Below are 23,185 nucleotides of genomic sequence, written 5' to 3' on the forward strand. Positions count from 1 at the left end.
AACCAGTTTGACTTATTTCTCATTCGCCTCGCTACCGGTGACCGCCATGGCTTTTTCCGAACGTGTCTCGCGCCTTAAAAGTTCTTTGATCCGTGAAATCCTCGCCGCGGCCCAGCGTCCGGAGGTGATGTCATTCGCTGGCGGTCTGCCCGCTGAGGTCATGCTGCCGAAAGTCGAATGGGCCGACATGCCGCTGTCCCTCGGTCAGTACGGCATGAGTGAGGGCGAACCGGCATTGCGCGAGGCGCTGGCAGCGCAGGCGAGGGCGCTTGGGCTGGACTGTCAGGCGAGTCAGGTGCTGGTGGTCAGCGGTTCGCAGCAGACCCTCGATCTGGCGGCCAAGTTGTACATCGACCAAGGCACGGAAATCCTCCTCGAAGCGCCGACCTATCTCGCCGCGCTGCAGATTTTCCAGCTGTTCGGTGCTGATTGCCTGACCGTGCCGCAAGAGTCCGATGGCCCGAACCTGGCGCAATTGCGCAGTCGTCTGGAGCAGCATCGCCCGGCGTTCATCTACCTGATTCCGACCTTCCAGAACCCGTCAGCTGTGCGCTACAGCGAAGCCAAACGCGCCGCCGTTGCAGCATTGCTCGACGAGTTCGGCGTGACCCTGATCGAAGACGAGCCCTACCGCGAACTGACTTTCGACGGCGGCAGCGCCAAACCGATTGCCGGGCGCCTGAAAAAATCCAGCTGGATCTACACCGGTACGGTCTCGAAAACCTTGCTGCCCGGTTTGCGTGTCGGTTACCTGATTGCCAGCCCTGACCTGTTTCCGCACCTGCTAAAGCTCAAGCAATCAGCGGATCTGCACACCAATCGCATCGGTCAGTGGCAGGCCTTACAGTGGATTGGCGGTGAGAAATATCAGCAGCATTTGAGTCAATTGCGCGGTTTCTACCGTGAGCGGCGCGACGGGTTTCAGGCGGCATTGGAAACGCATTTTGCCGATCTGGCCGATTGGAATGTGCCGCAGGGTGGGCTGTTTTTCTGGCTGACGTTGAAGCAGCCGCTGGATACGCGGACATTGCTCAACGAAGCGTTGGCCAATGATGTGGCGTTCATGCCGGGCGAGCCGTTCTTTCCCGATCCGGATAAAAACCTCGGGCATCTGCGTTTGAATTTCAGCCATATCGACCCGGCGCGACTGGATGAGGGGCTCAAACGACTGGCGGCGGTGGTGCGCCAGGCGCAGGCGGCCGAGGCGGCCTGAAAAAAATAAACCGGCTCAAGGGCCGGTTTATTTTTGTCTGGGATTTGCAGAGCCTGTGCGGGCTCCATCGCTGGCAAGCCAGCTCCCACAGGTTTTGTGAACGCCACAGATCACAGTGGGAGCTGGCTTGCCAGCGATGGGGGCATCAGCAACACAACATCAACATCAGACCGCCGCGAACCGCTTATCCAGATACTCAATGATCACCTTGGACTCATACATCCAGGTCGTCTGCCCATTCTCTTCAATACGCAGGCAAGGCACCTTGATCCGGCCGCCCTGTTCCAGCAGGGTCTGACGATCCTGCTCATTGTTCTTCGCATCCTTCAGCGCCACTGGCACATTCAAACGACGCAGGGTCCGGCGGGTTTTCACGCAGAACGGGCAGGCGTGGAACTGATAAAGGGTCAGATCCTTTGCCGCAGCGTCTACTTGAGCCTGAGCAGCGGCGGGGCGGTTTTTCTTACCGGGACGGGTGATGAAGTCGACGAAAATGATCAGTTGGCCAAGGCCGACACGAAGCGCTTTTACGAACACGTTGAAAGCCTCACGGTACACATTGAGAAAGGCGCGCAGCTTACCCGATTTTTCGCAGACGAAAAAAAACCGGCGATCAACGCCGGTTTTTTTCTGTAGCAAGTTACTTGATGAGGCTGAGGAACTCGCTGCGAGTCGCTGCGTTTTCACGGAACTCACCGAGCATCACCGAGGTGATCATCGACGAATTCTGTTTCTCGACACCGCGCATCATCATGCACATGTGCTTGGCCTCGATCACTACGGCAACGCCCAGCGCGCCGGTAACCTGCTGAACCGCGTCGGCGATCTGGCGGCTGAGGTTTTCCTGAATCTGCAGGCGACGGGCGTACATGTCGACGATCCGCGCGACCTTCGACAGGCCCAGCACTTTGCCGCTCGGGATATACGCAACGTGGGCCTTGCCGATGAACGGCAGCAGGTGGTGTTCGCACAACGAGTACAGCTCGATGTCCTTGACCAGCACCATTTCGCTGTTGTCGGAGCTGAACAGGGCACCGTTGGTGACCTCTTCGAGCGTCTGTTCATAACCGCGGCAGAGGTACTGCATGGCTTTGGCGGCACGCTTTGGCGTGTCGAGCAGGCCCTCGCGGGAGACGTCCTCGCCCAGTTGGCCGAGAATCGCGGTGTAATTCTGTTCCAGGGACATGAAACTACCTGTGGGGATTTTCGCAAAGGGCAAGGGTACGGTGGCGAACACGACCCTGCAAGTTCGGCGTAACGCGATTATTCGTCGCGACCTTCCATCATGGTGCGTTTAAGCATCACGTAAACCGCCCCCGCACCACCATGTTTCGCTTGGCACGAGCAGAAACCGAGTACCTGCGCGTGCTGGCGCAACCAGGTGTTAACGTGGCTTTTGATCATCGGCCGCTTGCCGTCCAGCCGCACAGCCTTGCCGTGGGTGACGCGTACGCAGCGAATTTCGAACTTGGTCGCTTCAGCGAGAAAAGCCCAAAGCGTTTCCCGGGCCTTTTCGACACTCATGCCGTGCAAATCGAGGCTGCCTTCGAACGGGATCTGCCCGATCTTGAGCTTGCGCATCTGACTTTCCTGCACCCCGTCGCGGGCCCACATCAACTCGTCTTCCGGGCCGACGTCGATCACGAACTGATCGGACAGACCGTCAACGGTGGTGGCATCGGTGCGCACGGTGGCGGATTGACGCAGCTTGGCGATCTGTGCGCGGTCAGCCTTGGGTTTGCCGGTGTCGGCGCGGTCGTGCTTGATCGGCTTGACGCCTTGGATCGCACTTTTGAACAGGGAAAAATCGTCGTCTTGCATGTCAGCCTCCGCGAAGGGCGGCCAGTTTACCCAAGTCGAAACGAAACGGCCCGGCAAAAAGCCAGGCCGGTGATTCAGTCGTGTTTTTTCATCAGATGCGGGGACATGTTCAGTTCCCGCGATTGCCGTGCGCGACGGCGGCAGCGACGCCACAGGGCGACACCGAAATACAGAAACAGCAAACCGACTGCCAGGATGATTGCCGAGCCCATTGGCGTGGCATTCAAGTCGCCGAGTGCCGGCGGGTGCCCGAGCAGGCTGGCGGCTCCGGCCAGTGCCAGCAGCACGCCGAACGTCGCCAGAATGGCCGCGATCGCCGCGCCGAAACGAAAACGCCAGTTGCTTTGGCCTTTGGGCCGCAAGCGGCGTGCGTCAAATCCATCGGATAACTTCATTCCGACCTTCCTCAATGGGTATCGGCCCTTCGACCGGGAGTTGACCGGGTTGTTCCTGAGGCTATGGCATTTGCGGCAAATGAGAGGACTTTGCGGATGAGCGGCGCTGTGAGCCGCTCATCAGAGCGTGATCTGAGCGGATCAGATCAGATCTTGAGTCAGTGCGAGGGTGGCAAAGTTGTCGGCCATGATCGCCATTTCGGCTTCCTGCACGAGTTCGGCGCTGAGCACGCGGCCCTTGAACGGCAGGTCGCGGGTGGCACAGGCGTCTTCAACCAGAGTGCAACGGAAACCGAGATTCTTCGCCGCGCGCACGGTGGTGCTGACGCTGGAGTGGCTCATGAAGCCGCAGACGATCAGGTCCAGCGAGCCAAGGTTCTGTAGACGATCGAGCAGCTCGGTGCCATGAAAAGCGCTCGGCAGCAATTTGCCGATGATGGTTTCATCGCCCTGCGGTTCGAGGCCAGGGATGAACTCGCCGCGTTCACCCTGCGGGTCGAACAGGCCCCCGACGGTGCCGAGGTGACGCACATGCACGATCGGCCGACCGGCTGCACGGGCGGCGGCAACCACTTGTTTGATGTTCGCGACAGCCGCGTCCATACCGCTCAGGGCCAGTGGGCCGCTGAGATATTCTTTCTGGGCATCGATGATGACCACGGTGGCATGGCTCAACGTGGCCGCTGCGTAACCGCGACCGCTGAGTTGAAACATCGTTTTTGGAACGGACATTCTGGGGCTCCTTGGGGTGGGGCTTTTGCGACATTGTCCTCTGGCTGAGCGCTTCTGTGAATCGCTACCATCGTAGGCACCGTCGTTACTGGCCTGCAGCCTTGTCAAGTTACACGTTCTGTTCAATAGCTGTCGCATAAAACAGAAAACTCCTACCGTCGCGCCGGTATTTTTCCTTCGTCGTCGTGGCGCGTTTTGGCTGGTAGAATCGCCAGTCGTTTTTTCTGGAGTTTTGCCCCGTGATCACTTCCCGACTTCGTACCCTGCGCGACCACATCCGTTGGGCCGTCAGCCGCTTCCATGGGGAGGATCTGTTTTTCGGCCATGGCACCGACAATGCCTGGGACGAAGCCCGGCAGTTGGTGCTCGGTGCCTTGCACCTGCCGTGGGAAATCGCCGACAGCTATCTCGACTGCGCGCTGGAAGACGACGAACTGGTCAACCTGCAACGCCTGCTCAAGCGCCGCATCGAAGAGCGCATTCCAACCGCTTACCTGTTGGGCGAAGCGTGGTTCTGCGGCATGTCGTTCATCGTCGACGAGCGCGTGTTGATTCCGCGTTCGCCGATTGGCGAGCTGATCGAAAACCGCTTTGCGCCGTGGATTGGCAACGAGCCTGCGCGAATTCTTGATCTGTGCACCGGCTCAGGCTGTATCGGTATCGCCTGCGCCTACGAGTTTCAGAACGCCGAAGTGGTGCTGGCCGATCTGTCATTCGAAGCTCTGGAAGTGGCCAATCAGAACATCGAGCGCCACGGTGTCGATGAGCGCGTGTACACCGTGCAGGGCGATGGCTTTGATGGTCTGCCGGGTCAGCGTTTCGATCTGATCGTGTCGAACCCGCCCTACGTCGATGCGGAAGATTTCGCCGACATGCCGGACGAATATCAACACGAACCGGAGCTTGGTCTGGCCTGCGGTGACGATGGTCTGAACCTGGTGCGGCGGATGCTCGCTGAAGCGGCGGATCACCTGACCGAGAAGGGTTTGTTGATTGTTGAGGTGGGCAACAGCCAGGTGCACGTTGACGCCTTGTACCCTGAGGTCGACTTCGCCTGGCTCGAATTCGAGCGTGGCGGGCATGGCGTGTTCATGCTGACGGCGGAACAGTGCCGCAATCATCAAGCGCTGTTCGCTTCCCGCGTCTGACCGATACTGATCGTTCCCACGCGGAGCGTGGGAACGATCAACAAAACCTGTGGGAGCGTGGCTTGCCCGCGATGGGGACACCTCGGTCTCAATGTGTTACCGGTGCGTAGCAATCCAGATCAGCAAACCAGCCTGAAACACCGCAAACGCCACCAGACAAGTAATGGTAAAGCGCAGCCCAGCGTCTTCACGCTTGAACTTGCTGACTTTCTCATCCTGCTTCTTCAGCTTCACTTCCTGTTCAGCCAGATTCTGTTCAGCCTGCTGGAGCATCTGCGCCGCTTCAAGAATCTCGACGATCTGCAGCTTCTCGCTGTTCCAGTCACCGAGCAGATCACCGACCTGCACGTCCTTGATGCTGCCCTTCAAATGCTGGGCATCGGCGTACACCACATCAAACCCATGCACGCGCAAAAAATGATCGCGGCGCAGACGGGTGTCTTCGTTCAGCGCGTCCTTGTTGTTCAAGTCCATGCCGTCGACGGTATAGGTCGGCCAGCGCTTCTTCGCCCAGTTGATACCTTGCGCGGCGACGAAACGGCCGATGCCACGGTTCAACGGTTCGATCTGCAAGCCGCTGTCCGGGCCGAAATGCACACGTTTGGTGGTGTGATCGGCCCACACATCGAGATGGTTCTGTTCTTTGCGCACCCGCTGGCTCGGCAATTTGATCGCCATGCGCATCAGGCTGTGTTCTTTGCTGTGGCGCTCGGCGTAACCGAATTCGACAAAACGCAGCGGCCGGCCACCGGTGTGGCGATCGGTCTGCAGCGGAGCCAGGCGGAGCATTTTGTGGTGCTCGACGTGGACATCCGCCCACGGCAGCTCGACCGCTGGCGGTGCGTCTTTTTCAGCGGTGGTGTCGGGTGAAGTCTGGGTATCAGTCATAACGGCGAGATCCTGTCCAAGCCCTGCTTGTCGCCAGCCGATACGCTGGCGACAAAGGCTTATCGGCCGCTTCTTTCAGGACTAGAGGGTAAACAGCGTTTAACGGGTGCGAAGTCCGTCAATAAACTCGATGATTTTCGAACCTAACTCGGCTGCCAACGGCAAATTCGGGTCCTTATAGGAGGCCAATTGCCGCTTCATGTCGTTGTGCACGATGCGCATCACATGGTTCATGCCTTCGATCACCACCAGTTCGGCGTCCGGTTTGGCAGCCTTGAGCAGTCTTGCGTCTTCGGTGCCGACCTGAATGTCGTTACTGCCTTGAACGATCAGCGCCGGCATCTTCAGTTGTGCGAAAGCCTTTGCCGGGTCCTGACGGAATAATGAAATCAGATACGGCTGGACGCTCGGGCGGAAAATCACTTGCAGCGGTTGCGGGACATTGTCATCGGTGTGGCCGGCCTTGAGGCTATCGAGCAATTCATTACTGCGCAGCATCAACGGTGGCGGCAGGCTGCGCGCCAGTTGCTCGCGAATTACCTGATCGACCGGCCGGGCGCTGCCCGACAGGGAAATCACTGCTGCCGCATCGACTTTCGGCGCGGCGAGGCTGGCGATCAGTGCGCCTTCACTGTGGCCAAGCAGAATCAGTTTGCCGAAACGCGGATCAGCCTTGAGCTTTTGCCCCCAGGCCACCGCGTCGGCCGCATAGGCTTCGACCGACAAATTGCGCTCATCCGGTGTCGCCGCCAGGCTGGCGGCCACGCCGCGCTTGTCGTAACGCACGGTGGCGATGTTGTGTTTGGCCAGCACCCACGCCAGCCGTTTCAGGCTGTCATTGCGCCCGCCGTCGGGGTTGTTTCCGTCACGATCCGTAGGACCGGAGCCAGAAATAATCAGGACAACCGGCACCGGGTTGTCGGATTTTGGCAGCAACAGCGAACCGAAAAGTTCGCCCGTGCCGGTATCCAGAGATACCGGCCGCTGTAGGACTGTCGCCTGGGCAAAGCCAGTAAAGAGGGTAAGACTCAAGATCAAAACTCGCAGCATCATCACGCCATCATTCGCCAAGGTGCCGGTTGGACTCGCCAGCACCACTAAGGTTCGAGGATGAACTACTCGGTTAGCCTGCGTATACTGGCGCGCATCACGAATTTGGGTTTGATTTCACGGAGCGTCCTGAATGTCCGGCAATACCTACGGCAAGTTGTTCACTGTCACCACCGCTGGCGAGAGCCATGGTCCGGCGTTGGTCGCCATTGTCGACGGCTGCCCGCCGGGCCTGGAGATTTCCCTCGAAGACCTGCAGCGCGACCTTGATCGCCGCAAGCCGGGCACCAGCCGCCACACCACCCAGCGCCAGGAAGCCGACGAAGTCGAAATCCTCTCCGGCGTGTTCGAGGGGCGCACCACCGGTTGCTCGATCGGGCTGTTGATCCGCAACACCGACCAGAAGTCCAAGGACTACTCGGCAATCAAGGATCTGTTCCGCCCGGCCCACGCCGACTACACCTATCACCACAAATATGGCGAGCGTGACTACCGTGGCGGCGGCCGTAGCTCGGCGCGCGAAACTGCGATGCGTGTGGCGGCCGGTGCGATTGCCAAGAAATATCTGGCGAGCCAAGGCATCGTCATTCGCGGCTACATGAGCCAGCTCGGCCCGATCGAAATCCCGTTCAAGACCTGGGATTCGGTCGAAGAAAACGCTTTCTTCAGCCCTGATCCGGACAAGGTCCCGGAGCTGGAAGCCTACATGGATCAGTTGCGTCGTGATCAGGACTCGGTCGGAGCGAAGATCACCGTGGTCGCCGAAGGCGTGATGCCAGGCCTTGGCGAGCCGATTTTCGACCGTCTCGATGCCGAACTGGCCCATGCGCTGATGAGCATCAATGCGGTCAAAGGCGTGGAAATCGGCGCCGGTTTCGCCTGCGTTGCTCAGCGCGGCACCGAGCATCGCGATGAGCTGACCCCGCAAGGTTTCCTCAGCAACAACGCCGGCGGCATCCTCGGTGGCATCTCGTCCGGCCAGCCGATCGTTGCCCATCTGGCGTTGAAGCCAACGTCGAGCATCACCACCCCGGGCCGCTCGATTGATGTTGAAGGCAACCCGGTCGACGTGATCACCAAGGGTCGTCACGACCCATGCGTCGGTATCCGCGCCACGCCGATTGCCGAAGCGATGATGGCCATCGTGCTGATGGATCATCTGCTGCGTCACCGTGGCCAGAACGCAGATGTGCGCGTGAGCACGCCGGTGCTGGGTCAGCTTTGATGGCGGGCCTCAAAGCCGTCACGGCGTAACCGGCGTGGCGGCGCTCCCTTACTGGCGACTGTCCAGTTTCTATTTGTTCTATTTCGCCTTGCTCGGTTCGACAGCGCCGTTTCTGGCGCTGTACTTCGATCACCTCGGATTCAGCGCCGCGCGCATTGGTGAACTGGTCGCAATCCCGATGTTGATGCGCTGCGTGGCGCCGAACATCTGGGGCTGGCTCGGCGACTACACCGGCAAACGCCTGGCCATCGTGCGCTTCGGCGCAGTGTGTACGTTGCTGACCTTCTCGCTGATTTTCGTCAGCAAGACCTACGCCTGGCTGGCCATGGTCATGGCGCTGCACGCGTTCTTCTGGCACGCAGTGCTGCCACAGTTCGAAGTCATTACCCTGGCGCATTTGCAGGGGCAGACCTCGCGTTACAGTCAAATTCGCCTGTGGGGTTCGATCGGTTTCATCATCACCGTGGTCGCGCTGGGCCGGCTGTTCGAATGGCTCAGCCTCGACATCTACCCTGCGGCGTTGGTGCTGATCATGGCCGGTATCGTCCTCAGCAGCCTGTGGGTGCCGAATGCGCAACCGCCGCAAGGCAATCGGCCGAGCGGCGAGGGTTTCCTCAAGCAACTGCGCAACCCCGGCGTGCTGGCGTTTTACGGCTGCGTTGCGTTGATGCAAATGAGCCACGGCCCGTATTACACCTTTCTGACCTTGCACCTTGAGCGACTCGGCTACACGCGCGGCACCATCGGCATGCTCTGGGCCGTGGGTGTCGTCGCCGAGGTGTTGATGTTCATGGCGATGAGCCGGATTCTTGCGCGGTTTTCCCTGCGCCGGGTGTTGATGGCGAGTTTTCTGCTGGCGGCGCTGCGCTGGTTGCTGCTAGGTTCGTTCGCCGAGTTCCTGTGGGTACTGTTGTTCGCGCAGGTTATGCACGCGGCGACCTTCGGCAGTTTTCACGCCGCTGCCATCGCCTTCGTGCAACGTAGTTTCGGCGCACGCCAGCAAGGTCAGGGCCAGGCGCTGTACGCAGCCTTGGCTGGCACCGGCGGCGCGCTCGGGGCGTTGTATTCCGGCTACAGCTGGAATGCCCTCGGTGCGACATTGACCTTTAGTATTGCCAGTCTCGCGGCGCTCGCTGCTGCCGTTATCATTGCCACACGTATGCAAGAGGACAGGCCATGAGCCTTACGCGTGAACAACTCGCCCAGCAAATCGTCGACGCCGGGCGTTTTCTCTACGGTCGCGGCTGGTCGCCGGCCACCAGCAGCAACTACTCGACGCGCCTGTCGGCCAGCGAAGCGTTGCTGACCGTGTCCGGCAAGCACAAGGGCCAGTTGGGTCTGGACGATGTGCTCGCTACCGATCTGTCGGGTAACAGCCTGGAGCCGGGCAAAAAACCGTCCGCCGAAACCCTGCTGCACACCCAACTGTACAGCTGGCGCCCAGAGATTGGTGCGGTGCTGCACACCCATTCGGTGAATGCGACGGTGCTGTCGCGCCTCACCCCAGAAGACTTTATCGAGTTCGAAGACTACGAACTGCAAAAAGCCTTCAGCGGTATTTCGACCCATGAATCGCGGGTGCGCGTGCCGATTTTCGACAACGATCAGGACATTGCGCGCCTTGCCGCCAAGGTGCAGCCTTGGCTCGACGCCCATCCCGATTGCGTCGGTTACCTGATTCGCGGCCACGGCCTCTATACCTGGGGCGCGCAGATGAACGACGCCCTGCGCCAGATCGAGGCTTTCGAATTTTTGTTTGAGTGCGAGTTGAAAACCCGCAGCGTCATGAACCGCCAAGGCTGACTTTACAAGAAGTAGCCCATTTGCCTGATGAAATGCTGTGCCCGACCGGTCTGCAAGAACCGGACGGCAAGGCCGATACCGAGGAATTGCCCCAATGAGCAGCCTGTCCGTCTATCACGTTTCCAGCCCTGACATTCCGAACAAGGTGCTGACCCATTTCGAAGACATCGCCTCGACCCTGGCCGAGCAGGGCGTGCGCTTCGACCGATGGCAAGCCGCTGCGAAAATCCAGCCCGGCGCAACCCAGGAAGAAGTGATCAGCGCCTATAAAGAGCAGATCGACAAATTGATGACCGAGCGCGGTTACATCACCGTCGACGTCATCAGCCTCAACAGCGACCACCCGCAAAAAGCCGAATTGCGCGCCAAGTTCCTTGAGGAACACCGGCATGGCGAAGACGAAGTACGCTTTTTCGTCGCCGGCCGTGGGCTGTTTACCCTGCACATCGACGACTACGTCTACGCCGTGCTCTGCGAAAAGAACGACCTGATCTCTGTACCTGCCGGCACCAAGCACTGGTTCGACATGGGCGAGCATCCGCATTTCGTTGCGATCCGTCTGTTCAACAACCCGGAAGGCTGGGTTGCCAACTTCACCGGCGAAGACATCGCCGGTCGTTTCCCGCGTCTGGAGGACTGATTCGATGTCGATCAAAGCCATTGTTACTGACATCGAAGGCACTACCAGCGCGGTGAGTTTTGTCTTCGACGTGCTGTTTCCCTATGCGGCCAAACACCTGCCGGATTTCGTCCGGCAGAATGCCACGCGTGCCGATGTCGCCGAGCAGCTCGACGCCGTGCGCCGTGACAGCAATGCGCCGCAGGCCGATGTTGAACGCGTCGTCGAGATTCTGTTGAGCTGGATTGCCGAAGACCGCAAAGCCACGCCGCTCAAGGCCTTGCAGGGCATGGTCTGGGCGCAGGGTTATCACGCCGGGCAGTTGAAGGGGCATGTTTACCCGGATGCTGTTGAAGCGCTGAAACGCTGGCATCAGGCGGGTTATCAACTGTTTGTGTATTCCTCGGGTTCCATTCAGGCGCAGAAGCTGATTTTCGGCTGTTCCGAGGCAGGTGATCTGACGCCTTTGTTCAGCGGTTACTTCGACACTACGTCGGGAGCCAAGCGTGAGGCTCAGTCCTACACGAATATTCAACAGGCGATCGGTGTTGAAGCGGAGGAGATCCTGTTCCTGTCGGACATCGTCGAAGAGCTCGATGCCGCGCAATCGGCAGGCTTGCAAACCTGTGGTCTGGCCCGTGAAGGCGGGGAGCTGGGTGGGCATGTCACCGTTGACAGCTTCACCGGGATCGAACCGGAAGCCTTCTAGCTTCACTCGATCAAATGTTGGAGCGAGCCTGCTCGCGAAAGCGTCCGTTCAGCCAACCTTATCAGTGGCTGATACACCTCCTTCGCGAGCAGGCTCGCTCCCACAGGGTTTTTTGTTAACCGCAAAATATAAACAGGCCGTGAAGCGCATGCTCCACGGCCTGTTCTGTTTAAAGCGTTAAAAGCTTACAGCGAGTGATACGTCGGCAGGGCAAAACGCTGCTGGCTTTGCAGCATGGCAATTTGCGGCAATTCACTGGCCTGTTCGGCCAGGTCACGACGAATCGCGCTGATCGCCCACGACAGTTGGTCGCCGGCATGCAGTTGCTGATACGTGAGTGCGCGTTTGAACACTTTGCCGTCGGCGCTGCGCAGGGTCAGCAGAATCCCGCCATCGGGACGTGGCGCGGTGGTGACGTCGAAGTTGGAGAACAGGGAGGTAAATTTTTCTTGGATCAGGCTCATGTTTTTCAGCTCCGTATGCACTTGAATGGCAAGCATGCAGAGGAGGTTGCAGCGATTGTGCCAGCATTTGAAAAAAATAAAATCGTTGTAAATCAACAACTTAAAAACCATCGGAATTCAGGGTGTCGTGCAATCTGCATGAATGGCCATCGTGCATCCTGCATTTTGCGGGATCGTCGACGAATAAACGGAACCAATTGATCAAGCCAGGATCCTCGCCGTCGCCGCTCAGCCTGCGGATACAAAACATTGCAAAAACCGCGTGTACAGCCCGAGAAGCGCTGACGTATTTTCGGACTCGACCCTCGCTCATCGAGCGTCGGTAGTTTCAGCCCGACAATAAAAAAACCGGCCACACGTCAAGGTCGAACGGGGAGCTTCCATGAGTCACGCGCCAAGCGACACGATTACCTGGGGCATGATGCTCCGCAAACTGCCGATGATTGCCAAAGCCATCCCGCGGGTGGTCAAAGGCATGAAGGTGGCCAACGTCACGGATCCGACCCAAAGCTGTGGCCTTGGCTGGACGTTCGAACAAGCGACCCTGCGCAATCCCCAAGGCCCGGCGTTATTGCAGGGCGATGTGCTGCTGACCTATTCGCAGGTCAATCAGTGGGCCAACCGTATTGCCCACTATCTGAGCGGACAGGGCATCGGCAAGGGCGACGTGGTGGCGGTGTTTATCGAGAACCGGCCGGAGTTGCTGGTGACGATTCTGGCGCTGGCCAAGGTCGGAGCGGTCAGCGCCTTGCTCAACACCTCGCAGACGCGCGACACGCTGATCCACAGTGTGAATCTGGTGGCGCCGGTAGCGATTGTCGTTGGCGAAGAATTGTTGCCCGCGTTTGCCGCAGTGCGCGAGCAAGTGTCGATTGCCGCGCAACGTACCTGGTTCGTGGCCGATCAGGACACTTACAGCCATCCGGGCATTGCGCCCGACGGCTACGTCAATCTGATCAGCGCCAGTGGCGACGCCTCCAGCGACAACCCGCCGAGCAGCCAGCAAGTGTTCTTCGACGACCCGTGTTTCTACATTTACACCTCGGGCACCACGGGCCTGCCGAAGGCCGGCGTGTTCAAGCACGGCCGCTGGATGCGCAGTTCCGCCAGCTTCGGCATGATCGCGCTCAACATGGGCCCCGACGACGTCGTCTATTGCACTTTGCCGCTGTACCACGCCACCGGTCTTTGCGTGTGCTGGGGCTCGGCGATCAACGGCGCGTCAGGTTTCGCGATCCGCCGTAAATTCAGCGCCAGCCAGTTCTGGAACGACGTGCGCCGCTACCGCGCCACCACCATCGGTTACGTCGGCGAGCTATGCCGTTACCTGGTCGATCAACCTGCCAGCGCCGATGACAGCCGTCACGACGTGCGCAAGATGATTGGCAACGGTCTGCGCCCCGGTGCCTGGGCCGAGTTCAAGACGCGCTTCGCCGTTGACCACATTTGTGAGCTGTACGCGGCGAGCGACGGCAACATCGGTTTCACCAACATACTCAATTTCGACAACACCATCGGTTTCTCATTGATGGCCTGGGAGTTGGTGGCCTATGACCATGACAGTGGCGAGCCGCTGCGCAGCGACGACGGTTTCATGCGCAAGGTCGGCAAGGGTGAGCAGGGCCTGTTGCTGGCGCGAATCGATGAAAAAGCGCCACTGGATGGCTACACCGATCCGCAGAAAACCGCCAAAGTCGTGTTGCACGACGTGTTTACCAAAGGGGATCGCTTTTTCAACACTGGCGACTTGTTGCGCAACATCGGTTTCGGCCACGCGCAATTTGTTGATCGACTCGGTGACACCTACCGCTGGAAGGGTGAAAACGTCTCGACCACTGAAGTCGAAAACCTCTTGTTGCAACACCCGCACATCTCCGAGGCGGTGGCCTATGGAGTAGAAATTCGCAATACCAATGGCCGGGCGGGGATGGCGGCGATCACACCGGCGGAATCCCTCGCGACGCTGGATTTTGCCGAGTTGCTGACGTTTATTCGTGAACGCATGCCGGCGTATGCCGTGCCGTTGTTCCTGCGGGTGAAGGTGAAAATGGAAACCACCGGCACCTTCAAATACCAGAAAACGCGCCTGAAAAACGAAGGCTTCGACCCCGGCCAGACAGGCGATGATCCGATTTACGCATGGCTGCCCGGCACTCACACCTACGTACGTGTAACAGATGAAGTATTGGCGGAAATCGATCAAGGCAAACATCGTTATTGATTCTGGCTATAGGCGTTCTTGAGAAAAAGGGGGTGACAGCTTTAGTTTCGCTCGGGAAACTGTCGGCTTTCCGATTGACCGAAAGTGGAGTTGCCCCATGTCCGACCAAAGCCGCCAGATGACCCCTGAAGAAGCTGCCGAATTCACCGAGCAGGTTTTCAACAAGGCGCGTGACGGTGATGCCGAGATGCTTGATCGCCTGGTCACGGCCGGTTTGCCGGTGAACTTGAAGAACAGCAAGGGCGACACGTTGCTGATGTTGGCCAGCTATTACGGCCATGTGGATGCGGTCCAGGTGCTGCTTAAACACAAGGCCGATCCGGAAATGCGCAACGGCAACGGCCAGAGCCCGATCGCCGGTGCGGCGTTCAAGGGCGACCTGGCAGTGGTCAAGGCGCTGGTCGAGGCGGGTGCCGAGATCGAAGGTTCGTCATTTGATGGTCGAACCGCGCTGATGATGGCGGCGATGTTCAACCGAGTGGCAATCGTTGATTACCTGATCAGCAAAGGTGCAGATCCAAAGGCCAAGGACGCCAATGGCGTGACGGCATTGGATGCGGCACGGACCATGGGCGCAGTCGACACTACTGCGCAACTGGAAAAACTCCTCGCCTGAGATTGTGATCCCCTGTGGTGAGGGAGCTTGCTCCCGCTCCAGTGCGCAGCGCTGGCAAGCTTTTTTGCGGCCGCTACGCAGCCCAGCGGGAGCATGCTCCCTCGCTACAGGTGTCGGGTGTGCTGAAGAATGCGCTATCCTTCGCGCCCTCGAAATTCACCTTCGCCACAGGATCCGCCCTCATGAAAGCCGCACTCGTTGAACTCATCAGCAAAATCAGCTCCGGCTGCATGGGCGAGGACGAGATCCTGAAAGTGGCCGACGAAGCCGCACAAGCTTACGCCGATGCCGACGCTTTTCTGACAGCCAACCCGGATATCAACTACGACGACACCTTCCCGATCCCGTTGGGCGAGTGGGTAGTGGTCGGTAGCCTGCCGGAAACCGTGCTGTTCCAGGCTGACACCTACGTCGACCTGTTCGCGCAGATCGTTGCCTCGTTCGGTCCGACCGTCGACTTCAACCTCAAGCCCAAGCAACTGGCCAAGACCGAAGCACTGACCGCACTCAACCGCATCCAGGTGCAGATGAGCAGCCTGAACAAGGAAAACGGCGGCTACACGCTGATGAACTTCAGTCAGTTGCTCGACGATGAGCTGCAAGTGGTGCTGGTCTATGGCAACGACGTGCCTCGGGTGCTGGAACTCTGCGCCGAAGTCGGCATCGCCGCTGCGCCATCGCTGGAAGCTTTGAAAATTGCCGTTCACGTCTGAGCGCAATAAAAGGGAACCCTGCGCGCGACCGTCTATCCTAAAAGTGCATGCCACTATTCTGGAGCGACACCATGGGTTCCACGTTCAACGGTCTGATCGGCCTGATCATCCTCGCCCTCGACATCTGGGCCATCATCAATGTGCTGAAAAGCGGCGCGACCACCGGGATGAAAATCGTCTGGGTGCTGCTGATCATCCTCCTGCCAGTGCTGGGTCTGATCATCTGGGCGATTGCCGGACCGCGGGGCAACGTCCGAATCTGATCGCGATTTCGAGACTGACCACAAAACCTGTGGGAGCTGGCTTGCCAGCGATAGCATCACCGCGGTGTCACTGAGAGACCGGGGCGACTGCATCGCTGGCAAGCCAGCTCGCACAAGGTTATGTGGTATGCCGATGAAGTGAGGTTCGACCTGTCATCTTCGGCAACGTAGAATGCGCGCCTTTCCCGGGCAATCGTCGTCACGATCGACGCCCGCGCATTCATCGGAGCACTTGACCATGACCGTCACCAAGACCAGCGAGTACCTGGAAACCCTCTACGAAGGCTACGGCCAGCGTTTTCGCATGGAAAAACTGCTGCACGAAGTGCGCACCGAACACCAGCACCTGGTGATTTTCCAGAACCCGCGCATGGGCCGTGTGATGGCGCTGGACGGCGTGATCCAGACCACTGAAGCCGACGAATTCATCTACCACGAAATGCTCACCCACGTACCGATCCTCGCTCACGGCACCGCCAAGCGCGTGCTGATCATCGGTGGCGGCGACGGCGGCATGTTGCGCGAAGTGACCAAGCACGCGGGCGTCGAACACATCACCATGGTCGAGATTGACGGCACTGTGGTCGACATGTGCAAGGAATTCCTGCCGAACCACTCCAAGGGCGCCTACGACGACCCGCGTCTGAACCTGGTAATCGACGACGGCATGCGTTTCGTCGCCACCACCACGGAAAAATTCGACGTGATCATCTCCGACTCCACCGACCCGATCGGCCCGGGTGAGGTGCTGTTCTCGGAAAACTTCTACCAGGCCTGCCACCGTTGCCTGAACGAAGGCGGCATCCTCGTGACGCAGAACGGCACGCCGTTCATGCAGATCGACGAAGTCAAAACCACGGCCGGTCGTCTGCGCAGCCTGTTCCCGGACTGGCACTTCTACCAGGCCGCCGTACCGACCTACATTGGTGGTTCGATGACGTTTGCCTGGGGTTCGACCAATCCGGCCTACCGCAAACTGAGCCGTGAAGTCCTGCAACAGCGCTTCATTGGCAGCGGCATCGTCACTCGCTACTACAACCCGGAAATCCATATCGGTGCGTTCGCGTTGCCGCAGTACGTGCTGCAAGCGATCAACAAACCAAGCAACGACTGATCACACCATTTTTCATTTGTGTATGGATCCCCTGTGGTGAGGGGATTTATCCCCGACCGGCTGCGCAGCAGTCGTAAATCCAGCAAGCGCGGTCTGCCTGATCACCGCGTTGGCTGGTTTTGGGGGACGCTTCGCATCCCATCGGTGATAAATCCCCTCGCCACAATGGTTGTGTGCAAATTCGCGGCGCATCTCCAGGATGATGTTTTTTTCATCTTTGCCCGCTGTAATCCTTTTGAACCAACTTTCGGCGTACCAGTCGATTTAGGTGTAAGCCCATTTGCGGGTTTGATCGAGGAGGCACCGATGCAAAAGTGGAAAGTCACTTTCGTGGATGATCACGGTGAAATTGTCGATGAGGTCTTCGAGCGAGCCGAGTGCCCGAGCGACGATGAGGCCGCGCGACTGATCAAGGAGCGGCTCCTGCCTGTGGCCGCCGAACTGGATCTGAACGATCTGGAAGGGCGCACCGCCGATGCCGGCGTGAAAAACCTGAAAACCCAGAACAGCATCGAAATCCGCAGCATCACTCCAATCTGAAATTCTTCCTGTCACTTGAAGCACCAGGCCTTGGCAGCGGCTCTATCTTGGGGCTACTCTGCAAGCGAGATCAGCGAACGGATCGCTAAGGTCTGGTCTTGTCAGCTACATGCTTGTTTCCCGCGCGCAACCACGTTGCCGTAGTACTTTGGCCAAAGGCCCGGGGCGGGAATACGGAAAGTCTATCCATCTATCCGAGGGGGACGATTCATGAGCACAGCCTATCAAGAAGACATCAGCAGCAATGTTCTGCGCCGCATGAAAGAAGGCGGTTTCGATTTTTCCCGCTTCCATCCCATTGAGTTCTACGCCATTTTCCCGGACGAGGAGCGGGCGCGCAGGGCGGCAGGCAAGTTTCGCGGTGAATCCATCAATGCCCAGGTCAGCGTGCGCGACGACGGCGCGTGGTCTCTGGAGTTGAGCAAAGTGATGTACGCGACATATGACGATATCGGCGATTTCGAGCAGGGGTTTTCTGCCGTGGTCGAACCGCTGGGTGGCATTATCGAGGGCTGGGGCGTCAAGCAGGAGGTGCGCAATCGCTACCGTCTGAACTGATCTCTTGCAGTAACTATTAAGCAACGGCTGACCTTTGGGTTGGCCGTTGTCGTTTCCGGCGTTCGAAAACCGCTGCGGCAAAACCCTGAAACAAGAATCCGAGGCAAAAAAAAGCCACCGGAGAGGGTGGCTAAAAGGGAAGACCGATAAGGAGAGGAAACCGGTCAGGGTTACAGCGGGGCGGGCTGCGACGGCAGCCCAGAGCAGTTGAGCCGGGCACTTCCCGGCGCGGTGGCCGATGAAGTTTTGCAGCGAATGCGCGGATTATCCGCAGCCGTCGCCGAGCAGTGAAATCAACTCTGACTATGCTGGTGATAGGCGATGCAGTGCGTCGCAATGAAGCGGGGGCAATCAGGTTGGGGCATTTGCCGCACAGGAATGGTGCGACGCCTGCGACGTGAATATCCAACCGATTGAAATCAAAGCGTTTATGCCGATGGCACGGGCCTTGCGAAGGCCTGTAGGTCCGGGTGACAAGGAGTACGGCATGATCCGCACCTATTTTGATGAGATGTACGATGCCGGCGGCCAGGTTCGCCCGCATTACCGGGAGTTCGCCCGATGGCTGGCCGACACGCCTGACGAGCTGCTGGCTCAACGGCGGCGCGAGGCCGATTTGCTGTTCCATCGCGCCGGCATCACGTTCACGCTCTACGGCGATGAGCAGGGCACCGAGCGCCTGATTCCTTTCGACACCATTCCGCGGAGCATTCCCGCCAGCGAGTGGCGGATCGTCGAACGCGGCTGCATCCAGCGGGTCAAGGCGCTGAACATGTTTCTCGCCGACCTTTATCACGAGCAACGCATCATCAAGGCCGGGATCATTCCCGCCGAACAGGTCCTGGCCAACGAGCAATACCAGTTGGCGATGCAAGGCCTGGACCTGCACCGCGATATCTACTCGCATATTTCCGGCGTTGATCTGGTGCGCGACGGCGACGGCACCTATTACGTGCTCGAAGACAATCTGCGCACGCCTAGCGGCGTCAGCTACATGCTCGAAGACCGCAAGATGATGATGCGCCTGTTCCCTGAGCTGTTCGCCGCCCAGCGCATCGCGCCCATCGACCATTACCCGAACCTGTTGCTCGACACACTGAAAAGCTCCAGCCCTATCGACGATCCGAGCGTGGTGGTACTGACGCCGGGACGTTTCAACAGCGCGTTCTTCGAACACGCGTTTCTGGCGCGGGAAATGGGTGTGGAACTGGTGGAGGGCGCCGATCTGTTCGTGCGTGACGACAAAGTGTTCATGCGCACCACTGACGGCCCGAAAGCGGTGGACGTCATCTATCGCCGTCTCGACGATGCGTTTCTCGATCCGCTGGCCTTCAACTCCGACTCGATGCTCGGCGTACCGGGGCTGCTATCGTCCTACCGCTCCGGCAATGTGGTGTTGGCTAACGCTATCGGTACCGGCGTGGCGGACGATAAGTCGGTGTATCCGTTTGTCACCGACATGATCCGCTTCTACCTCGACGAAGAGCCGATCCTGAAGAACGTGCCGACCTGGCAATGCCGCAACCCGTCTGAACTTTCCCATGTGCTGGCCAATCTTCCAGATCTGGTGGTCAAGGAAACCCAGGGCTCCGGTGGTTACGGGATGCTCGTCGGGCCGGCGGCAACGACGGCGGAAATCGATGCGTTCCGCGAGCGGATCAAAGCCAAGCCGCATGCCTACATCGCGCAACCGACGCTGTCGCTGTCGACCTGTCCGACCTTTGTCGAAAACGGCATTGCGCCGCGCCACATCGACTTGCGCCCGTTCGTATTGTCCGGTCGCGAAACCCGGATGGTGCCCGGCGGTTTGACCCGTGTCGCCCTGCGCGAAGGCTCCCTGGTGGTGAATTCCTCCCAAGGTGGCGGAACCAAGGACACCTGGGTGGTCGAGGATTGAAGGAAGCTTGCCATGTTAAGTAGAACTGCCTCGGATCTGTATTGGATGTCGCGTTACCTGGAGCGGGCGGAAAACCTCGCACGGATGCTCGACGTCAGTTATTCGCTGTCGCTGATGCCGCAGGACGGTCGCGGCGATGGTCTGCACGAATTGGCCATGCCGTTGTTGATCACCGGCACCCTCGACGATTACCTGGAGCGCCACGGCGATCTGCACGCCGAACGTCTGCTGCATTTCTTCGCTCTGGATGCGGCCAATCCGGCGAGCATCTACAGTTGCCTCGGCGCGGCGCGGGCCAGTGCTCACGCGGTGCGTGGCCGGATCACCGCAGATATGTGGGAAAACATCAACGCCACGTGGCTGGAGATTCGCGGCATCGCCGAACAGGGGCTGAGCCGCTATGGCATGAGTCGTTTCTGTGAATGGATCAAGGAACGCTCACACCTGTTCCGTGGTGCCTCTTACGGCACGATCATGCGCAACGATGCGTTTCGCTTCATTCGCCTCGGCACTTTTATCGAACGTGCGGACAACACGCTGCGGTTGCTCGATGCCCGTTACGAGATGGCGGGCGATCAGGCCGAAGCGGTCAGCGACGGCACCGCTCATGCGTATTACCAGTGGAGTGCCTTGCTGCGGGCCTTGTCATCATTCGAGGCCTACACCGAGATTTATCGCGATGCGCCCGGCGCCCGACATGTGGCGGAGCTGCTGCTGTTGCGCGCCGATGTGCCGCGCTCCTTGCGCGCCTGCACCGAGGAGATCGACCAGATCCTAGCGCAGCTGCCGGGGGCCAACGGTCGGCCGGCACAGCGACTGGCGGCAGAAATGGATGCACGCCTGCGCTACACCGGCATTCACGAAATTCTCGAAGAAGGCCTGCACGCCTGGCTCACCGAATTCATCCCGCTGGTACGCCAGTTGGGCAACGCCATTCACAGTTCATACCTGGAGGCTGCATGAGACTTTCCATAAGCCACGAGACCACCTATCACTATGAAGATCAGGTGCGGGCGAGCATCCAGTATCTGCGACTGACACCTCACGACAGCGAGCGTCAGCACGTGCTGAGCTGGCAGCTGGACCTGCCACGCCCGGTGCGCGCGCAGCTCGATCCGTTCGGCAACATCCTGCATGTGCTGACCATGGATGAACCGCATGAAGAGATCATCATTGGCGCCCGGGGGCAGGTCGATATCGACGAGTTGCGCGAGGCCGAGCATGAGAGTCAGTCGGCGCTGCCGTTCCTGCGTTTCACCCGGCTGACCGAAGCAGACGAAGCTCTGCGCGCGTTTGCGGCGAAATCCTGCAAGCAACGGCGTGACCGCACGGCGCTGATCGATTTGATGCACGGCTTGAATCAACACATGACCTACACGCCGGGCTCGACCGAAGTCGACACCAGCGCGGCCGAGGCTTTTGCCGGACGCTCGGGTGTTTGCCAGGACCACGCCCACGCGTTTCTGGCCTGCGCGCGCAGTCTGGGGATTCCATCGCGTTATGTGTCGGGGTATCTGTACAGCGAAGATTGCGAACATCTGGCCAGCCATGCCTGGGCGGAAGCGTGGCTGGATGACGCCTGGTACAGCTTTGACGTGACCAATGAACTGGCGCGGCCGGAACGGCATTTGAAACTGGCGGTGGGTCTGGATTATCTCGACGCCTGCCCGGTACGCGGCATGCGCCGGGGCGGCGGGTGTGAGCAGATGCATGCAAAGGTGTTCGTTTCGCCGACACCTGCGCCGGTCATCTCCGTGCAGCAGCAATAAGATTCGGGACGCCGCAATCGCTGGCAAGCCAGCTCCCACAGATCACCGCTGATTCAAAATCGGCGCTTACCCTGTGGGAGCTGGCTTGCCAGCGATGAGGCCAGTGATAACGATCAGGGCTTAACCTTGCGCCCGGCCATGTGTTTCAAATAACCCACTAACATCTGCAGATCCCGATCCGGCAACACCTGCGCCGAAAAGCCCGGCATTTTCGCCTGCGGCCACTGCCGCAAACTCTGCGGGTCACGAATGTAACGCTTGAGGAAATCAGCGCCGAAATACTCGGTCGGGTTATACGGAATATTCAGATCCGGCCCGAATTGCGCATCTCCCGCGCCATTCAATCGATGACACGCCAGGCAGTTTTTCTGAAACAACGCGAATCCCAGATTCACCGGGTCATCAGCCTTTAACGCCGGATCGGGCAGCAGAGCAGGGAAGCGCTCGGCCACTGGTGCCATGCGCTTGATGCTGGCGACTTCGAACGGCCACTGCTCCGGGCTGATCTTGCCGATCTGTGGATCGGTCCACACCAGATAAAACGGCCCGGCGCTGTGTTTGCCTTCCGACAGCGGCGGCCATGGCCTGGCCGGATCTTCAAGCGCCAGCCACGCACGCGAGCCTTGGGTGTTGAGCAGCGGCGCAGCACTCAATTCGGCGGCGAAACCATCCAGCGCCACGGCCTGCAGATGATCTTCGGGATTGACTCCATCCAGTAACGCCGCCAGCGGCACGGCGCGATAAGTCATGTCCTTCTTGTAGGACACGTCGTTCTTGATCGTGAGGGTTTGCACCTGAGGATGCTTGAGCAGCTCCTCGGTCTGCCAGGTGCGACTCTTTGCGCCCAACTGCAAATCCAGCTGCGCGGCAGACAGGGGCATGCTCAGCAGCAAGGCCCCGAATACAATAAGCGCTTTCAAATGATCGCCGTCCATGTCGTGGAAGTGCGCAAAGATTGGCACAGCCATGCTGGCCCGGGTAGCGGGCCAGTTACATTTTCAATGGCGATAAACAGCACCTGCCGCTTGTACTCAGCCGATGACCTTAGTCAGGTTCGGCAAAATCAACAACAGCGTCGTGGCGAAAAGAATGAGTCCTGCTTGACGAACTTTCGGTTGTTTGAACATGGCTTGACCGCCTTTATTGTTATTTCCTGATGCTTGCCTGCATATCCATGACGGCAAGCGCTGCACTTCCTGTTAAAGAACGCCTGCCTCGGCAAAACCCGACGACCATGACGTACATGTTCTACCTTAGGGCCCGCGTCACGCTTGGCTTAGATCCATTTCATATGGAGTCGTTGTCAATCGCGATAAAAAAGGCATGAGGCGTATTGCCAGCTTCTTTGCCGCCCGCTTGCTAGACAACTCGCCGACCTGAACCGGTTCACCCAGCCGCGGATGACCGTCCGTCTGAGCGTGTGCGTC

26 protein-coding genes are annotated in these 23,185 nt (G+C 59.1%); 17 read left to right on the forward strand and 9 right to left on the reverse strand.

The features are described 5' to 3' along the window. Nucleotides 1-46 precede the first annotated feature (46 nt). Entirely contained in the window at nucleotides 47-1,213 is a 1,167-nt protein-coding gene (locus tag ACVVH8_RS09130) for an aminotransferase-like domain-containing protein (RefSeq protein ID WP_475229600.1), read from the forward strand. 165 nt (nucleotides 1,214-1,378) lie between these two features. Here the strand turns inward: ACVVH8_RS09130 and ACVVH8_RS09135 are convergent, their stop codons facing one another. From ACVVH8_RS09135 to ACVVH8_RS09155, 5 genes are all read right to left on the reverse strand, one after another. Continuing rightward, nucleotides 1,379-1,750, reverse strand: a complete 372-nt coding sequence (locus ACVVH8_RS09135) for a glutaredoxin family protein (RefSeq protein WP_213028036.1) — start codon at nucleotides 1,748-1,750, stop codon at nucleotides 1,379-1,381. Between the two features lie 103 nt (nucleotides 1,751-1,853). Then, complete coding sequence (gene folE / locus ACVVH8_RS09140) at nucleotides 1,854-2,399, reverse strand: GTP cyclohydrolase I FolE (RefSeq protein WP_003204506.1); 546 nt, start codon at nucleotides 2,397-2,399, stop codon at nucleotides 1,854-1,856. 77 nt (nucleotides 2,400-2,476) lie between these two features. Beyond that, complete coding sequence (locus ACVVH8_RS09145; protein ID WP_103303797.1) at nucleotides 2,477-3,034, reverse strand: Smr/MutS family protein; 558 nt, start codon at nucleotides 3,032-3,034, stop codon at nucleotides 2,477-2,479. Nucleotides 3,035-3,108: 74 nt separating this feature from the next. Next, entirely contained in the window at nucleotides 3,109-3,429 is a 321-nt protein-coding gene (locus tag ACVVH8_RS09150) for a hypothetical protein (protein WP_096822944.1), read from the reverse strand. A gap of 141 nt (nucleotides 3,430-3,570) precedes the next feature. After that, nucleotides 3,571-4,161, reverse strand: a complete 591-nt coding sequence (locus ACVVH8_RS09155) for a cysteine hydrolase family protein (protein ID WP_053118675.1) — start codon at nucleotides 4,159-4,161, stop codon at nucleotides 3,571-3,573. 239 nt (nucleotides 4,162-4,400) lie between these two features. Here ACVVH8_RS09155 and prmB point away from each other — a divergent pair, with 239 nt between their 5' ends. Then, nucleotides 4,401-5,309, forward strand: a complete 909-nt coding sequence (gene prmB, locus ACVVH8_RS09160; RefSeq protein ID WP_103303798.1) for a 50S ribosomal protein L3 N(5)-glutamine methyltransferase — start codon at nucleotides 4,401-4,403, stop codon at nucleotides 5,307-5,309. A gap of 96 nt (nucleotides 5,310-5,405) precedes the next feature. On the opposite strand, the gene ACVVH8_RS09165 is transcribed toward prmB, so the two are convergent. Both ACVVH8_RS09165 and ACVVH8_RS09170 read right to left on the reverse strand, forming a co-directional pair. Continuing rightward, the gene (locus tag ACVVH8_RS09165) at nucleotides 5,406-6,197 is read right to left on the reverse strand and encodes a hypothetical protein (RefSeq protein ID WP_103303799.1); all 792 of its coding nucleotides are present in this window, start codon (nucleotides 6,195-6,197) and stop codon (nucleotides 5,406-5,408) included. 99 nt (nucleotides 6,198-6,296) lie between these two features. Further along, a complete protein-coding gene (locus tag ACVVH8_RS09170; RefSeq protein ID WP_475229602.1) occupies nucleotides 6,297-7,250 on the reverse strand; it encodes an alpha/beta hydrolase in 954 nt (317 codons plus the stop codon). 130 nt (nucleotides 7,251-7,380) lie between these two features. Between ACVVH8_RS09170 and aroC the strand changes: the two genes are divergently transcribed. From aroC to mtnC, 5 genes are all read left to right on the forward strand, one after another. Then, entirely contained in the window at nucleotides 7,381-8,472 is a 1,092-nt protein-coding gene (aroC, locus tag ACVVH8_RS09175; RefSeq protein ID WP_213028039.1) for a chorismate synthase, read from the forward strand. A gap of 34 nt (nucleotides 8,473-8,506) precedes the next feature. Continuing rightward, the gene (locus ACVVH8_RS09180; RefSeq protein ID WP_475229605.1) at nucleotides 8,507-9,652 is read left to right on the forward strand and encodes an MFS transporter; all 1,146 of its coding nucleotides are present in this window, start codon (nucleotides 8,507-8,509) and stop codon (nucleotides 9,650-9,652) included. Further along, nucleotides 9,649-10,275: a methylthioribulose 1-phosphate dehydratase gene (locus tag ACVVH8_RS09185; protein ID WP_103303802.1), complete on the forward strand. Its 627-nt coding sequence runs from the start codon at nucleotides 9,649-9,651 to the stop codon at nucleotides 10,273-10,275. The genes ACVVH8_RS09180 and ACVVH8_RS09185 overlap by 4 nt, the downstream gene beginning before the upstream one ends. Before the next feature lie 94 nt (nucleotides 10,276-10,369). Then, the gene (locus ACVVH8_RS09190; RefSeq protein ID WP_007914042.1) at nucleotides 10,370-10,915 is read left to right on the forward strand and encodes a 1,2-dihydroxy-3-keto-5-methylthiopentene dioxygenase; all 546 of its coding nucleotides are present in this window, start codon (nucleotides 10,370-10,372) and stop codon (nucleotides 10,913-10,915) included. Between the two features lie 4 nt (nucleotides 10,916-10,919). Further along, complete coding sequence (gene mtnC, locus ACVVH8_RS09195; protein WP_475229608.1) at nucleotides 10,920-11,603, forward strand: acireductone synthase; 684 nt, start codon at nucleotides 10,920-10,922, stop codon at nucleotides 11,601-11,603. Nucleotides 11,604-11,788: 185 nt separating this feature from the next. Here mtnC and ACVVH8_RS09200 read toward each other — a convergent pair whose 3' ends face one another. Next, the gene (locus tag ACVVH8_RS09200) at nucleotides 11,789-12,067 is read right to left on the reverse strand and encodes a DUF3509 domain-containing protein (RefSeq protein ID WP_095191301.1); all 279 of its coding nucleotides are present in this window, start codon (nucleotides 12,065-12,067) and stop codon (nucleotides 11,789-11,791) included. A gap of 382 nt (nucleotides 12,068-12,449) precedes the next feature. On the opposite strand from ACVVH8_RS09200, the gene ACVVH8_RS09205 reads away from it, so the two are divergent. The 10 genes from ACVVH8_RS09205 to ACVVH8_RS09250 all read left to right on the forward strand — a co-directional run bounded on the left by ACVVH8_RS09205 (nucleotide 12,450) and on the right by ACVVH8_RS09250 (nucleotide 21,758). Beyond that, nucleotides 12,450-14,288 carry a long-chain-acyl-CoA synthetase gene (locus ACVVH8_RS09205; protein WP_475229611.1) on the forward strand — a complete coding sequence of 613 codons (1,839 nt, stop codon included), beginning with the start codon at nucleotides 12,450-12,452 and terminating at the stop codon, nucleotides 14,286-14,288. 97 nt (nucleotides 14,289-14,385) lie between these two features. Further along, entirely contained in the window at nucleotides 14,386-14,904 is a 519-nt protein-coding gene (locus ACVVH8_RS09210) for an ankyrin repeat domain-containing protein (protein WP_103303806.1), read from the forward strand. Between the two features lie 182 nt (nucleotides 14,905-15,086). Next, on the forward strand, nucleotides 15,087-15,617 hold the full coding sequence (locus tag ACVVH8_RS09215; protein ID WP_475229613.1) for a hypothetical protein: 531 nt from the start codon (nucleotides 15,087-15,089) through the stop codon (nucleotides 15,615-15,617). A gap of 71 nt (nucleotides 15,618-15,688) precedes the next feature. Then, complete coding sequence (locus tag ACVVH8_RS09220) at nucleotides 15,689-15,880, forward strand: PLDc N-terminal domain-containing protein (RefSeq protein WP_007914053.1); 192 nt, start codon at nucleotides 15,689-15,691, stop codon at nucleotides 15,878-15,880. A 238-nt stretch (nucleotides 15,881-16,118) separates the two neighbouring features. Continuing rightward, nucleotides 16,119-16,994, forward strand: coding sequence for a polyamine aminopropyltransferase (gene speE, locus ACVVH8_RS09225; protein WP_103303808.1), 876 nt, complete (start codon nucleotides 16,119-16,121; stop codon nucleotides 16,992-16,994). Nucleotides 16,995-17,300: 306 nt separating this feature from the next. Further along, nucleotides 17,301-17,534, forward strand: a complete 234-nt coding sequence (locus ACVVH8_RS09230) for a hypothetical protein (RefSeq protein WP_103303809.1) — start codon at nucleotides 17,301-17,303, stop codon at nucleotides 17,532-17,534. A 210-nt stretch (nucleotides 17,535-17,744) separates the two neighbouring features. After that, entirely contained in the window at nucleotides 17,745-18,092 is a 348-nt protein-coding gene (locus ACVVH8_RS09235; protein ID WP_213028044.1) for a ribonuclease E inhibitor RraB, read from the forward strand. Between the two features lie 487 nt (nucleotides 18,093-18,579). Beyond that, nucleotides 18,580-19,989, forward strand: coding sequence for a circularly permuted type 2 ATP-grasp protein (locus ACVVH8_RS09240; protein WP_475229615.1), 1,410 nt, complete (start codon nucleotides 18,580-18,582; stop codon nucleotides 19,987-19,989). A 12-nt stretch (nucleotides 19,990-20,001) separates the two neighbouring features. Further along, nucleotides 20,002-20,952, forward strand: coding sequence for an alpha-E domain-containing protein (locus ACVVH8_RS09245; protein ID WP_103303812.1), 951 nt, complete (start codon nucleotides 20,002-20,004; stop codon nucleotides 20,950-20,952). Beyond that, nucleotides 20,949-21,758: a transglutaminase family protein gene (locus ACVVH8_RS09250; RefSeq protein WP_103303813.1), complete on the forward strand. Its 810-nt coding sequence runs from the start codon at nucleotides 20,949-20,951 to the stop codon at nucleotides 21,756-21,758. Before ACVVH8_RS09245 ends, ACVVH8_RS09250 begins: the two co-directional genes overlap by 4 nt. Nucleotides 21,759-21,871: 113 nt before the next feature. On the opposite strand, the gene ACVVH8_RS09255 is transcribed toward ACVVH8_RS09250, so the two are convergent. After that, entirely contained in the window at nucleotides 21,872-22,693 is an 822-nt protein-coding gene (locus ACVVH8_RS09255) for a c-type cytochrome (RefSeq protein ID WP_475231146.1), read from the reverse strand. Nucleotides 22,694-23,185 lie beyond the last annotated feature (492 nt).

The organism is Pseudomonas trutticola BRTCR10, from assembly GCF_056155105.1.

Excerpts from the sequence above, each read along its gene's own strand:
- ACVVH8_RS09130 (WP_475229600.1), top strand. The coding sequence starts at position 47 with ATGGCTTTTTCCGAACGTGTCTCGCGCCTTAAAAGTTCTTTGATCCGT.
- folE (WP_003204506.1), bottom strand. The coding sequence starts at position 2,399 with ATGTCCCTGGAACAGAATTACACCGCGATTCTCGGCCAACTGGGCGAG.
- ACVVH8_RS09145 (WP_103303797.1), bottom strand. The coding sequence starts at position 3,034 with ATGCAAGACGACGATTTTTCCCTGTTCAAAAGTGCGATCCAAGGCGTC.
- ACVVH8_RS09150 (WP_096822944.1), bottom strand. The coding sequence starts at position 3,429 with ATGAAGTTATCCGATGGATTTGACGCACGCCGCTTGCGGCCCAAAGGC.
- ACVVH8_RS09155 (WP_053118675.1), bottom strand. The coding sequence starts at position 4,161 with ATGTCCGTTCCAAAAACGATGTTTCAACTCAGCGGTCGCGGTTACGCA.
- ACVVH8_RS09165 (WP_103303799.1), bottom strand. The coding sequence starts at position 6,197 with ATGACTGATACCCAGACTTCACCCGACACCACCGCTGAAAAAGACGCA.
- ACVVH8_RS09170 (WP_475229602.1), bottom strand. The coding sequence starts at position 7,250 with ATGATGCTGCGAGTTTTGATCTTGAGTCTTACCCTCTTTACTGGCTTT.
- aroC (WP_213028039.1), top strand. The coding sequence starts at position 7,381 with ATGTCCGGCAATACCTACGGCAAGTTGTTCACTGTCACCACCGCTGGC.
- ACVVH8_RS09185 (WP_103303802.1), top strand. The coding sequence starts at position 9,649 with ATGAGCCTTACGCGTGAACAACTCGCCCAGCAAATCGTCGACGCCGGG.
- ACVVH8_RS09190 (WP_007914042.1), top strand. The coding sequence starts at position 10,370 with ATGAGCAGCCTGTCCGTCTATCACGTTTCCAGCCCTGACATTCCGAAC.
- mtnC (WP_475229608.1), top strand. The coding sequence starts at position 10,920 with ATGTCGATCAAAGCCATTGTTACTGACATCGAAGGCACTACCAGCGCG.
- ACVVH8_RS09200 (WP_095191301.1), bottom strand. The coding sequence starts at position 12,067 with ATGAGCCTGATCCAAGAAAAATTTACCTCCCTGTTCTCCAACTTCGAC.
- ACVVH8_RS09205 (WP_475229611.1), top strand. The coding sequence starts at position 12,450 with ATGAGTCACGCGCCAAGCGACACGATTACCTGGGGCATGATGCTCCGC.
- ACVVH8_RS09210 (WP_103303806.1), top strand. The coding sequence starts at position 14,386 with ATGTCCGACCAAAGCCGCCAGATGACCCCTGAAGAAGCTGCCGAATTC.
- ACVVH8_RS09215 (WP_475229613.1), top strand. The coding sequence starts at position 15,087 with ATGAAAGCCGCACTCGTTGAACTCATCAGCAAAATCAGCTCCGGCTGC.
- ACVVH8_RS09220 (WP_007914053.1), top strand. The coding sequence starts at position 15,689 with ATGGGTTCCACGTTCAACGGTCTGATCGGCCTGATCATCCTCGCCCTC.
- speE (WP_103303808.1), top strand. The coding sequence starts at position 16,119 with ATGACCGTCACCAAGACCAGCGAGTACCTGGAAACCCTCTACGAAGGC.
- ACVVH8_RS09230 (WP_103303809.1), top strand. The coding sequence starts at position 17,301 with ATGCAAAAGTGGAAAGTCACTTTCGTGGATGATCACGGTGAAATTGTC.
- ACVVH8_RS09235 (WP_213028044.1), top strand. The coding sequence starts at position 17,745 with ATGAGCACAGCCTATCAAGAAGACATCAGCAGCAATGTTCTGCGCCGC.
- ACVVH8_RS09240 (WP_475229615.1), top strand. The coding sequence starts at position 18,580 with ATGATCCGCACCTATTTTGATGAGATGTACGATGCCGGCGGCCAGGTT.
- ACVVH8_RS09245 (WP_103303812.1), top strand. The coding sequence starts at position 20,002 with ATGTTAAGTAGAACTGCCTCGGATCTGTATTGGATGTCGCGTTACCTG.
- ACVVH8_RS09250 (WP_103303813.1), top strand. The coding sequence starts at position 20,949 with ATGAGACTTTCCATAAGCCACGAGACCACCTATCACTATGAAGATCAG.
- ACVVH8_RS09255 (WP_475231146.1), bottom strand. The coding sequence starts at position 22,693 with ATGGACGGCGATCATTTGAAAGCGCTTATTGTATTCGGGGCCTTGCTG.